At 63.9% G+C, this 11860-nt stretch carries 13 protein-coding genes; 4 read left to right on the top strand and 9 right to left on the bottom strand.

What is annotated here, in order from left to right; genetic code table 11:
- Positions 1 to 61: 61 nt before the first annotated feature.
- Entirely contained in the window at positions 62 to 556 is a 495-nt protein-coding gene (locus D4Q51_RS05785; protein WP_205689446.1) for a hypothetical protein, read from the top strand.
- Positions 557 to 630: 74 nt separating this feature from the next.
- Positions 631 to 1833 (top strand): cupin domain-containing protein, encoded by a 1203-nt coding sequence (locus D4Q51_RS05780; protein ID WP_120076816.1) that lies wholly within the window; start codon positions 631 to 633, stop codon positions 1831 to 1833.
- Here the strand turns inward: D4Q51_RS05780 and D4Q51_RS05775 are convergent.
- The 9 genes from D4Q51_RS05775 to D4Q51_RS05735 form a co-directional block, all read right to left on the bottom strand.
- Positions 1830 to 2615: a phosphoadenylyl-sulfate reductase gene (locus D4Q51_RS05775; RefSeq protein ID WP_120076815.1), complete on the bottom strand. Its 786-nt coding sequence runs from the start codon at positions 2613 to 2615 to the stop codon at positions 1830 to 1832. The two genes, D4Q51_RS05780 and D4Q51_RS05775, sit on opposite strands and share 4 nt — an antisense overlap.
- Complete coding sequence (locus D4Q51_RS05770) at positions 2608 to 3063, bottom strand: DUF934 domain-containing protein (RefSeq protein ID WP_120076814.1); 456 nt, start codon at positions 3061 to 3063, stop codon at positions 2608 to 2610. The genes D4Q51_RS05775 and D4Q51_RS05770 overlap by 8 nt, the downstream gene beginning before the upstream one ends.
- Entirely contained in the window at positions 3056 to 4690 is a 1635-nt protein-coding gene (locus D4Q51_RS05765) for a nitrite/sulfite reductase (RefSeq protein ID WP_120076813.1), read from the bottom strand. Before D4Q51_RS05765 ends, D4Q51_RS05770 begins: the two co-directional genes overlap by 8 nt.
- Before the next feature lies 1 nt (position 4691).
- The gene (locus D4Q51_RS05760) at positions 4692 to 4988 is read right to left on the bottom strand and encodes a DUF2849 domain-containing protein (protein ID WP_120076812.1); all 297 of its coding nucleotides are present in this window, start codon (positions 4986 to 4988) and stop codon (positions 4692 to 4694) included.
- The gene (gene cobA, locus D4Q51_RS05755) at positions 4985 to 5752 is read right to left on the bottom strand and encodes a uroporphyrinogen-III C-methyltransferase (protein ID WP_120076811.1); all 768 of its coding nucleotides are present in this window, start codon (positions 5750 to 5752) and stop codon (positions 4985 to 4987) included. Before cobA ends, D4Q51_RS05760 begins: the two co-directional genes overlap by 4 nt.
- A gap of 69 nt (positions 5753 to 5821) precedes the next feature.
- Positions 5822 to 6553, bottom strand: coding sequence for a hypothetical protein (locus tag D4Q51_RS05750; protein ID WP_120076810.1), 732 nt, complete (start codon positions 6551 to 6553; stop codon positions 5822 to 5824).
- A gap of 68 nt (positions 6554 to 6621) precedes the next feature.
- Positions 6622 to 7872: a mechanosensitive ion channel family protein gene (locus D4Q51_RS05745; RefSeq protein ID WP_120076809.1), complete on the bottom strand. Its 1251-nt coding sequence runs from the start codon at positions 7870 to 7872 to the stop codon at positions 6622 to 6624.
- Positions 7869 to 9086, bottom strand: a complete 1218-nt coding sequence (gene metC, locus D4Q51_RS05740; RefSeq protein ID WP_120076808.1) for a cystathionine beta-lyase — start codon at positions 9084 to 9086, stop codon at positions 7869 to 7871. Before metC ends, D4Q51_RS05745 begins: the two co-directional genes overlap by 4 nt.
- Positions 9083 to 9925 carry a sulfurtransferase gene (locus D4Q51_RS05735; protein ID WP_120077031.1) on the bottom strand — a complete coding sequence of 281 codons (843 nt, stop codon included), beginning with the start codon at positions 9923 to 9925 and terminating at the stop codon, positions 9083 to 9085. Before D4Q51_RS05735 ends, metC begins: the two co-directional genes overlap by 4 nt.
- Positions 9926 to 10009: 84 nt before the next feature.
- Between D4Q51_RS05735 and queF the strand changes: the two genes are divergently transcribed.
- Positions 10010 to 10477 carry a preQ(1) synthase gene (gene queF, locus D4Q51_RS05730; protein WP_120076807.1) on the top strand — a complete coding sequence of 156 codons (468 nt, stop codon included), beginning with the start codon at positions 10010 to 10012 and terminating at the stop codon, positions 10475 to 10477.
- A 78-nt stretch (positions 10478 to 10555) separates the two neighbouring features.
- Complete coding sequence (locus tag D4Q51_RS05725) at positions 10556 to 11860, top strand: UDP-glucose dehydrogenase family protein (protein WP_120076102.1); 1305 nt, start codon at positions 10556 to 10558, stop codon at positions 11858 to 11860.

Raw genomic sequence — 11860 nt, 5'->3', positions numbered from 1 at the left:
CGGGATTGTGCCCGTTTCGGGGAAATGTGGGGGAAATCATATGGCAAGAAGGGTGAAACCCGTGTCACGCCGTTCTTTCGTGGCATTGGTGAGCGGCGGCGTCGCCGCAACCATGATCAGCTCGCCTGCGGCAGCGCAGCGCACGGGCCGGACGGACAGTGATCCCAGCGACGATGTGAATCATGGTAGCACCGGCTACACGGACAGCGATCCGAACGACCAGGCCGGTCATGGCCGGACCGGCCTTACGGACGGCGACTCTGGCTCGAATGCCGATCCGGCCCAGTACGGGCGCGGCGGCAACAAGAGCGGCGTGACGGACTCCGATCCCACCGATTCCGTCGGCAATGGTCGTGGTGGCAACAGCGGTATTACCGATTCCGACACCGGCTCCAATCGCGATGCCGTGGGCAACGGTCGGGGCAGGCCGAACACCGGCATTACGGATTCCGACACCGGTTCCAACGCGGATGCCATCGGCAGTGGCCGCGGGCGCGAGAGCGGGTTCACCGATTCCGACCCCAGCGATCCCGTAGGCAACGGGCGCGGATACTAGCCAGATCCGGATCTGACGGGAGTTCATGACCACGGTTCCGGTTATTCCTGGCCCCGTTGTCGTATCGACAGGCGATGAAAAACGAATTGACCAGCCGCTCTTCCAGCGAAGCCCTGCGGATGCTGACGGCACCGCTCTCGCCGGAGCAGTTCTTCCGCGATCACTACGAAAAGCGCTATTTCCATAGCCAGCAGGTCAAGCCGGAGATCTGCGACTTGCTGAGCATCGACCGCATCGACGAGATCATCGCCGACAGCGAATTGCCCGCAAAGGCAATCAACATGGCGAAATCGGGCAGGGGCATACCCCACTCCGAATTCACCTTTGCCAATGGCGCGGTCGATCGCGGCGCGGTGCTGGACGGCTTTCGCGACGGGGCGACGATCATTCTGCCGCAACTCCATTTCGCCGACGGCAAGCTCTACGATTTCTGCCTGTCGCTCCAGCGCGTGTTCGGTGCGCGCACGCAGACCAACATCTACATGACGCCGCCGGGAGAGCACGGCTTCGGCGTGCACTACGACGATCACGACGTCTTCGTCCTGCAAGTCGCGGGAGCGAAGGACTGGGAGATTTACGGCGACCGGGAAACGTTGCCCTACCGCGGCGAAGGCTTCCGCAGCGGGCGTGACGATCCCGGGGAACTGAAGGACCGGTTCGTGCTGGAAACGGGGCAATGCCTCTACGTGCCGCGCGGCACCGCGCACCGGGCGCTGACCCATGGCGACAGGCCCAGCCTGCATATCACCGTCGGGATCCTGGTGCAGACCTGGGCCGATTTCATGCTGGAAGCGGTGGCCGAGGCGAGCCTGCGCATACCCGAGATGCGGCATTCCCTGCCACGCGATCTCTATTTCGACGAAGGCCGCAGAGTGGACCACGCGGCAACGTTTCAGAGGCTGGCCCAGGCGATTGCCGATACAGCCAGCTTCGATGCGACGCTTTCGGCTTTCTCCGGCAACTTCGTCCGCTCCCAAGGTGGACGTGTGCGGGGCGGACTGAACGCGCTGTGCGAACCCATCGGCGAGGACGACAGGTTCACCGTGCGCGAACACATCCTTTATTCGTTCGAGGGATCAGGAGACGATGGCGAGGGCGGCAAGCAGATCGTGCTGCCGGGGGCCAGCCTTCCGCTATCGGACGCACTGGCGACGCAATTGCAGGAGCGAATTGCGGCCGGGTCGGTCGCGAAGTCGGACTTTGCCGTCGAAGACAGTGAGGAACTGGACGACGTGATCGGCTCGCTCGTCGCCTACGGCCTCTTGCGCCGCGCCTAGAGAAAGGGCTCGTAACCCGGCGGGAGATCGCCGTCGTCGCCTTTGGGTACCTTCGTCGAGTGGATGCCGCACTCGGTTTTGTCCCAACCGCGCCAGCGCCCGGCGCGCGGATCCTCACCCGGAGCAACGGTGCTGGTGCAGGGCGAACAGCCGACCGAGAGGTAGCCGAGAGCCTCCAGCGGGTGGCGCGGCAGGTCGTGTTCCTCGAAATAGGCGTCGAGGTCTTCCTTCGTCCATTCGCCCAGCGGGTTCACTTTCATGCGCCCGTCTTCCACTTCGAACAGCGGAAGGTTCTGGCGGGTCTGCGACTGGAACGCCTTGCGCCCTGAAATCCATGCATCGAGGCTGGCCTTGGCACGCGCCATCGGCTCCACCTTGCGGATCTCGCAGCAGCCGTCGGGATCGTAGGACCAGCGCATGCCAGTCTCGTCCTTCTCCAGCAGCTTGGCCGGATCGGGCTTCACGACGCTGGCATTCGTGAAGCCAAGCAGGTCGATCACCTGTTCGCGGTAAGCCAAAGTCTCGTCGAACATCTTGAGCGTGTCGACGAAGATGATCGGCACGTCCTTGTTCGCCTGCGCGACCAGGTGCAGCAGGACTATGGCCTCGGTCCCGAAGCTGGAGACCACGCCGACGCGGCCAAGCGTATCCTCGGCCAGCAGCGTGCGCAGCATCTCCGGCGTGGGCACACCGGCGAAGCGGGCATTCAGCGCATCGGCATCGGCCTGCGTGAAGGCAGGCGCGGTGTCGATCCGGTCAATCCGGCGGGCGGGTTCACCCATGCCGCAGGTTCCAGATCGGCACGGCAGCGTCTGCCGCGGCCTGATAGACGTGATCGTAGCGGGCGAGTGCGGCCTTGGCGTCTTCCTCGTCAAGCCACTGATCCGGCGCGAAAGCATCGAAACCGCAGCGGCGCAGGTAGCGCAGCTGGTCCACCAGCACGTCACCCACGGCGCGCAGTTCGCCGGTATAGCCGTGTTCGCGAAGCAGGCGCGCGGCGGAACAGCCGCGGCCATCCGTGTGGCTGGGGAAGTTCACTTCCACCAGGCGCAGGCGGGAGAGGTGCGGCAGGAGGTCGCGCGCGTCGTCGCCCGGCTCGATGCGTACGGCATCGGCATCGGACTGGTCGAGGAACGAATCCACCGTCACGGCAGCGATATCGGCCTGCTCGTCCTCGCGGAAACGCAGTTGCACGTCGTCGCGGCCCGTTCCGAGGTCTACATCAGCCATAAAGCGCCTCCTTGAATGCATCCATGCCAAGACGGCGATAGGTATCGAGGAAGCGTTCCCCGTCCTGCCGCTTCTCGAGGTAGAGATCGGCCACGGTTTCCACGGCGTCGACAATGCCCGCCTCGTTGAAGCCGGGGCCGGTGATCTTGGCGAGAGAGACGTCCTCCGCCTCGCTACCGCCAAGCAGCAACTGGTAATTCTCGGTGCCCTTCCGGTCGACGCCGAGGATGCCGATGTGGCCTGCGTGGTGGTGTCCGCAGGCGTTGATGCAGCCCGAGATCTTCAGCTTCAGCTCGCCCAGCAGTTCGCCCTTGCCGTTCTGCGCGAAGCGTTCGGAAATCTTCTGCGAGACGGGGATGGAGCGAGCGTTGGCGAGGCTGCAATAGTCGAGGCCGGGGCAGGCGATGATGTCGCCCACCTGGTCGAGATTGGCGGTGCCGAGGCCCGCTTCGTCAAGCTTGTGCCAGAGTTCGTGCAAGCGCCCGATTTCGACATGCGGCAGGATGATGTTCTGCGCGTGGGTCACGCGGCACTCGTCGAAGCTGTACTCCTTTGCCAGCTCGGCCATCAGGTGCATCTGCTCTGCCGTGGCATCGCCGGGGATGCCGCCAACGGGCTTCAGGCTGATTGCGGCGGAGACATATCCCGGCACCTTGTGGGGCGAGCAGTTGCGATCGATCCAGAGGGCGAAATCGGGGTCCGAACGGTCCGCCTTTTCCGGCAGGCCGACAGCAAATTCGGGCGGCTGAAAGAAGCTACGGATGCGCTCGATCTCGGCGAAAGGCGGTTCGATGCCCTGCTCCAGCAGGTGGGCGAATTCTTCCTCCACCTGGCGGGCATATTCCTCTGCGCCCATTTCGTGGACGAGGATCTTGATGCGCGCCTTGTACTTGTTGTCGCGGCGGCCGTGGCGGTTGTAGACGCGCAGGCACGCCTCCGAATAGGTCACCATCTGGTCCAGCGGCACGAATTCGCGGATGCAAGGCGCGATCATCGGCGTGCGGCCCATGCCGCCACCGACGTAGAACGCAGCGCCCAGCGTGCCTTCGTCGTTCTTGACGATGTTGATGCCAATATCGTGCAGACGCATGGCCGCACGGTCCTTTTCGGACGCGATCACGCAGATCTTGAACTTGCGGGGCAGGGCGGCGAATTCGGGGTGGAAACTGGACCACTGGCGCAGCAATTCGGCGTAGGGGCGCGGGTCCACCACTTCGTCTGCCGCGGCACCGGCGTATTGATCCGAAGAGATGTTGCGGATGCAGTTGCCGCTCGTCTGGATGGCGTGCATTTCCACCTTGGCGAGATCGGCCAGGATGTCCGCCGCGTCTTCCAGCTTGATCCAGTTGTACTGGATGTTCTGGCGCGTGGTGAAGTGGCCATAGCCGCGGTCGTACTTGTCCGCGATGTCGGCCAGCGCGTGCATCTGCCGGCTGTTCAGCGTGCCGTAGGGCACGGCGACGCGCAGCATGTAGGCGTGCAATTGCAGGTAGAGGCCGTTCTGTAGCCGCAGCGGCTTGAACTGGTCCTCGGTCAGTTTGCCTTCGAGACGGCGGCGGGCCTGGTCGCGGAATTCCTCCACACGGGCATCGACCATCGCCTGGTCGTATTTGTCGTACTGGTACATGTCAGATCACCCAGTCCCAGCCCACGCGCTCTACCGCTGGCACGGCAAGATCGGGGCGAACGGTCGGGCCGAGTGCGCGCACCCGGTCCTTGATATGCGCCGGACGCGGACCGTCTTCGGTCTGCTCGGCGTCGATGGCGTATGCGGCGTTCACGCGGCGCGCGGCGCTTTCGGTGGCAAGTATGCTTTCGGCATTCTCGCCTGCGTCGATGGCCTCGGTAATGTGGATCGACCATCCCTGGCCATCCCACCACACGACAGCGCCGGTTTTCAGGTCGTTTCCTGTCAGGATTTTCACGATGCAGCTTCCCCAGTAGTTTCGTGGGCGAAATGAACGAGCGCGGCATCGGCGCGTGCGGTGACGTGGCCGATCACGATGAGAGCAGGGCTCTGCACCGCTTCCCGCGTGATGAGGTCGGGCAAGCCAGCCAGCGGTCCGCGCAGGACGCGCATGTCGGCACGGCAGGCCTTTTCGATCACGGCCACGGGCATGTCGGGGGCGAGGCCGTCTTCCATCAGCTTCTCGGCAATCTGAGGTGCGGTCTTCACGCCCATGTAGATCACCAGCGTGCGGCCCTTTCCGGCAAGTCCGGCCCAGTTCTGTTCGGAAAGGCCCTTGCACTGGCCAGCCACGAAGCTGACGATACTGGCGTCCTCGCGGTGGGTGAGGGCAATGCCGCTGGCGGCCGCCGCTCCGTTGGCGGCGGAAATGCCGGGCACGACCTCGACGGGAACGCCGGCGGCCTGCGCGGCTTCCATTTCCTCGCCGCCGCGCCCGAATACGAAGGGATCTCCGCCCTTCAGGCGTACCACGTTGCGTCCCGCGAGTGCTTCGCGCACCAGCAGAGCGTTGATGTCATCCTGAGGCAAGGTGTGCTTCGAACGCTGCTTTGCCACGGAGATCAGCCGGGCATCGGGCTGTGCCAATGCAAGGATGGCGCGATCCACCAGCCCGTCGTGAACGATCAGCGAGGCACTCTCGATCAGGCGCGCGGCGCGCAGCGTCAGCAAGTCCGGATCGCCCGGACCCGCGCCGACGAGAAAGATTTTCCCTTTTTCCATGCGGGCCTAACTGCGCCTGCCACCGTTAGATCGCCAGTGAGAAAGGTTTGGCAGGGCTGTAGGTCAGCTTTAGGGAAGGGAGAACAACAGCAGGTTCAGGCCTGAAAGAACGGGCCAGAACCACACGATGTTGCGGGTGGCGAGAATGGCAGACAGCAGACCCGTCACCAGCGCCACGTGAGCTATCAGCACACCCAGCCAGGCGGCGGAGAAGCCTTCTGCCAGAAGCGAGGGAACCTGCGTGAGCGCGATGGCCACGCCCCCGATCAACAGCACGACGCGGCTCGACCAAGCGGCGGAAAACACCGCGATGAACATGCCGACCACGAGACAACGCAGAATGGACCGCAGGGCAATCGCGGCCGCATCCCCGCTCAGCAGCGCTTCGCCCAGCAGGGGCACGTGTCTCCATCCGTCGGTGGAGGAGTAGTATGCGGCAAGCGCGAGAACGGTGATGCCGATCCCGATGGCCACCGATCGAAGCGTATTGCCTTGCGGAACGAGCAGCGCGGCGCGGGTGCGCAAAAATCCAGCCAGCGCAATAAAAGGCGCATAGATGACAATCTGTGCGAGTGTCAGCGAGATCGGATCGTCACCGGCAAGGGGTCCGCCCGCCCTGATCGTCATGGCGAGGGCGTAGGCCAGGGCTGATGCGACGATGAAGAGGATGGCGGGGCGCAGGCGATTTTCCGCGGAGAGGGCGCCGGCAGAGGGGATCAGGCGAGGGTATAGCAGTACGGCCAGCCATCCCAGCACTGCAACGGCCCCGAAGGCGGTGATGATACCCAGTGTCTGTGTCATGGCCCTTCGTTCTGGCATGGGCATTACCACGGTGTGTCAGGGGCTAGAAACAGCCTCGTCGGCTCCAGTCAGCCTTTGGTGGAATTGTTTTCCAGTCGCTGGCCAATTGCTGCGACGAGCTGGTTGAATTCCTCGTTGCCGCGTAAGTTAAGGTCGCGCTGGGGAAACGGAATTTCCACATCGTGTTCGTGGAAAAGCTGCCAGATGCGTTGGTAGACATCCGACCGGATGTTCGCGAGGCCACCCTCGGGATCGGTGATCCAGAAGCGCACTTCGAAATTCACCGAACTGTCGCCGAAAGCCATGATGTTCACCCGCGGCTTCGGGGTCTTAAGGATGCGTGGCGTCTCCTCGACAGCCTTGTAAAGCAGCTCCATCACCAGATCGATGTCGCTGCTGTAGGACACGCCCACTGCTGCCTTCACCCGCACCTCACGGGAGCTGTAGGACCAGTTGACCACCTGGTTGATCATCAGGTTCTCGTTCGGGATCAGGTATTCCGTCTGGTCCCGCGTCACGACAGAGATCGCGCGAATGCCGATCTTGCGGATCTGCCCGAAACCCTCGTTCCCGGCAGTGTCCGCGACTGAAATCACGTCTCCCGGCTTGATGGACTTGTCCATCAGCAGGATGATTCCGGCGATCAGATTACCGAAGGTTTTCTGCAGACCGAAACCGATTGCCAGGCCGAACGCGCCTGAGAAGACCGCAAGCGCGGTCAGGTCGATGCCAAGCATGTCGATGCCGATCAGGAACGCCACCGCCCAGACGAGGATGGTGGAAATCTTCTCTGCCAGCAGGCGCTGCGAACCGTCCAGCCGGGTAATGCGCTTGAGCGCAAAGCGAATCAGCCGCGTAACGCCCCAGGCCAGCAGGATCACCAGCAGGATCACCAGTACTGCCAAGAGCGCGTCCAGCATGGAGAAGCGGATCGATCCGACTTGCAGGGCAGCGGAGTCCAGCCCGTCGAGAATGCCGCCGACGGTTTCGCTGCGTTCGCTCACCGCATCACGCACTTCCTCCGTCGTCCCAATCGCGGTGACGGCTTCCGGCGTGGGTTCGGGCGTCGGCACCGCTTCAGGAATAGCCAAGAGAGGCTCGCCGGTGTCCGGATCGAGAAGCGGCTCGCCGGTTTCGGGATCGAGGACCGGCACGGCTTCGCCCGGGTTGGGGATGCCCATCAGCGGCTCCCCGGTTTCGGGATCGAGCAGAGGTTCGCCGGTTTCCGGATCGCGCAGGGGTACCGCTTCGCTCGAACGTGACGATGTCGCTTCTTCAATGGCCGTTGCTGTATCGGGCAAGGTCGCAGGTCCGGTCATTTTGCTCCCATCGCATCGAGGCCGCAGGCAAGATCGGCAATCAGGTCTTCTGCATCTTCTAGCCCGATGGAAAGGCGCACGCCAAGCCCGCACCCTGCATCGATCCCCGGAGGCCACGGGCGCAGTGTGTGAACCGGTGCGGGATCGAAGGGTATCGCAAGACTCTCGAAACCGCCCCAGCTGAAGCCGATGCCGAACAAGTTTAGCGCATCAATCAGCCGCGCGCGGCCCCCCACATCGAAGCCGTTGGCAAGCACGAAGCTGAACAGCCCGCATCCGCCGGAAAAATCCCGCCGCCACAGGTCATGCCCCGGTGCGCCCGGAAGCATCGGGCACAGGACGGCGGACACTTCGGGCCGCGCGTCCAGCCACCGTGCCACTTCCAGCGCGGTCTGCGTCGATCGCTCGAGCCTCACTTGCATGGAACGCAGGCCGCGCAGCGCGAGGGAGGCATCGTCGGGAGAGACGACCTGCCCCATGAACTGCGCCTGGCGGCGGATGCGATTGATCACCGGCTTTGCCGCGCTGGCGCTGCCCATCATCACGTCCGAATGGCCGCCGACGTGCTTGGTAAGGCTCATCACCGATACATCGCAGCCGTGCTGCAGGGCCGGAAAGCCAAGCGGCGTGGCCCAGGTGTTGTCGATGATGGAGAGGATGCCGCGCTCGCGGGCGAGGGCTGCAAGAGCGGGAATGTCGCACACTTCCATGGTCAGGCTGCCGGGACTTTCCAGCATCACAGCCTTGGTCGCATCGGTGATGGCATCGGTGAAGCCATCGGGAGCCAGTGGATCGAATGGTCTTGCCGTAATGCCGAATTGCTTGAGCATGGAAAGCGCGATGTTCCGCGTCGGCTCGTAGGCATTGTCGGTCACCAGCAGTTCGTCACCGGGACGCAGAACGGCCAGCAAGGTGCAGGCAATGGCCGCGACCCCGCTTGGGAACAGCTCAGTGCCGTCCGCGCCGGGTTCAAGCGAGGTGAGCGCATCTGCCAGCGCCCATTGGGTCGGTCCGCCGCGCCGGCCATAATAGAAATGACCGTCCTCGTTCGGCCGGCCACCGGCAAGATCGGCGCTGTCGTCATAGAGATGCGTGCTGGCGCGCCAGACCGGCGGATTGACCACGGCGCCCTTGCTGCCGGGGATGCTGGTCCATTCGCGCTTACGTCCCGCTTCGACGACGCGGGTGGCAGCTTTGTGAGGCTTGTCTGTCATGCCGCGGGGCCGGTTTCCTTTGGCGTGGCGGGGTCTGCGCCCCACTCGCTCCAGCTTCCGTCGTACAATGCGCCGTGTTCGTAACCGATCAGGTAATGTGCGAGCAGCACGACCGAGGCGGTCACGCCGCCGCCGCAACTCGCCACCAGCGGCTTCGCGGGATCGAGCCCGGCCTCGCGGAATGCACTGGCGAGCTGTTCGGACGGAAGGAAAGTCCCGTCTTCAGCCAGCAGGTCTGCGAAGAAGAGGTTGCGCGCACCTGGGATGTGGCCGCCGGGCAGGTTGTGCACGGTATCGGGCACTTCACCGGTAAATCGCCCTGCGTCGCGGGCATCGACCACCTGCTCGCGGCCCGCATCACAGTTGCCGAGCATCTCCGCCTTGGTGCGAATTTCCCCGGCACCGCCTGACGAGGTAAAGTCGCTTGGCTCGATCGGCTTAGTCCCTGTCTCGGTCGGTCGCTCTTCCGCAATCCACTTTGGCAGGCCGCCATCCAGAATCGCCGTCTTCACACCATAGAGGCGGAACAGGAACCACGCCCGCGCCGACGTGCGCATCGCGCTGTTGTCGTAAAGGACGATCGTATCCGACCCTCGCACGCCCAGTTCCCGCAATCGGTCATCGAATTGCGAGCGGGTGGGGTAGGCCGAGGGCACCTCACTCTCAGGATTAACCAGCGTCTTCAGGTTCAGAAAGCGCGCGCCGGGAATATGCGCGTCGTCATATTCCGTCTGCGCATCGCGCCCGGCATCCGGCAGATGAGACGAAGCGTCGAGCACCACGAGATCGGCATTCCCAAGCCGATCCGCCAGCCATTGGGTGGTTACAAGTGTGTCCATAGGACGGGCGTAACCGTTGCTATCGGCTTCGTAAATGCCGCAGGCGCTTGCACCGCGCGCCAAGCCGCGCCATCAGGTGCCCCCATGAGCGATACCGACAAGCCAGCCGCACCCAGATACCTGGGACAGACAAGCGCCTTGCCCGCCTCCCCGGAAGATGCGGTGCTCGATTACGTGCCCAATCCGCGCAAGGGCCAGCTTTATCTGGTGAGGTTCGCCGCCCCGGAATTCACTTCGCTATGCCCCGTCACCAGCGCGCCCGATTTCGCGCATCTGGTGATCGACTATGCTCCCGGCGACACGATCGTGGAGAGCAAGAGCCTCAAGCTGTTCCTCGGTTCATTCCGCAACCACAACGGCTTCCACGAAGACGTGACCGTAGGGATCGGGCAGCGCCTGTTCGAGGAAATGCAGCCGCGCTGGCTCCGCATCGGTGGCTACTGGTATCCGCGCGGGGGCATCCCCATCGACGTGTTCTGGCAAAGCGGTTCTCCACCGGAAGGACTGTGGCTGCCCGACCAGGGTGTCGCTTCCTATCGTGGACGCGGCTAGGGCCCCGTTCGCCACGGCTGATTAAAGGAGCGCGACGAGCTCCAGGGGGCCGCGCCAGTTTCTTAAAGGACAATTCCTATGCGTATCGTGATGATCGGAACCGGCTATGTTGGCCTTGTTTCCGGCGCCTGTTTTGCGGATTTCGGTCACGAGGTCGTGTGCGTCGACAAGGATCAGTCGAAGATCGACGCGCTGCTGGCTGGCGAAATCCCTATTTTCGAGCCTGGGCTGGACGAGCTGGTGGCGAAGAACGTGGAAGCCGGGCGGCTGGCGTTCACGCTGGACCTTGCCGAGGCGCTGCCGGGAACGGACGCGGTGTTCATTGCAGTGGGAACGCCCAGCCGCCGCGGGGATGGCCATGCGGACCTGTCCTATGTCTATGCCGCGGCCGAAGAGATGGCGCCGCTGCTGCCGAAAGGCGTGGTGGTGGTCGACAAGTCGACGGTGCCGGTCGGCACGGGTGACGAGGTGGAGCGCATCATCCGCGAGACCGCGCCCGATCTCGAGTTCTCCGTCGCCTCCAACCCCGAGTTCCTGCGCGAGGGCGCGGCAATCGACGACTTCAAGCGGCCCGACCGCGTAGTGATCGGTGTGAACGACGAGCACGCCGAGACGGTGCTGGCGGAAATCTATCGCCCGCTCACCCGCAACGAGAGCCCGCTGGTGGTGATGAGCCGGCGCGGGGCGGAACTGACCAAGTATGCCGCCAACGCCTTCCTCGCCACCAAGATCGGCTTCATCAACGAGATCGCCGACCTGTGCGAGAAGGTGGGTGCGGACGTGCGCGATGTCGCGAAGGGCATCGGCCTCGACAGCCGCATCGGCAACCGTTTCCTGATGCCGGGGCCGGGCTATGGCGGCTCGTGCTTTCCCAAGGACACGCTGGCCCTGCTGAAGACCGGGCAGGATTACGAAAGCCCGCTGCGGATCGTGGAAAGCGTTGTCGCCAGCAACGACCAGCGCAAGCGCTCGATGGGGCGCAAGGTCATCAATGCCCTTGGCGGCGGCGACCAGCACGGCAGGACCGTGGCGGTGCTGGGGCTGACGTTCAAGGCGAACACCGACGACATGCGCGACAGCCCCGCGATCAGCGTGGTGCAGGCGTTGCAGGATGCAGGGATCAGGGTGAAGGCCTACGATCCCGAAGGCATGGAGCAGGCGAAGAAGGTGATCGACAAGGTGACCTATTGCGAGGGGCCCTACGAAGCGATGGACGGCGCCGACGCCGCCGTGATCGTGACCGAGTGGGACACCTTCCGCGCATTGGACCTGGAGCGCATGAAAGGCCTGCTGAAAACGCCCCTGCTGGTAGACCTCAGGAACCTCTACAGCCGCACCGACGTCGAACGCCACGGGTTCGAATACGTCGCCGTGGGGCGGTGA

This window comes from Aurantiacibacter odishensis (assembly GCF_003605195.1).
GTDB classification, from domain to species: domain Bacteria; phylum Pseudomonadota; class Alphaproteobacteria; order Sphingomonadales; family Sphingomonadaceae; genus Alteraurantiacibacter; species Alteraurantiacibacter odishensis.
Note: the sequence above shows the minus strand (reverse complement) of the source record. Positions and strands in the feature narration are given on the sequence as shown.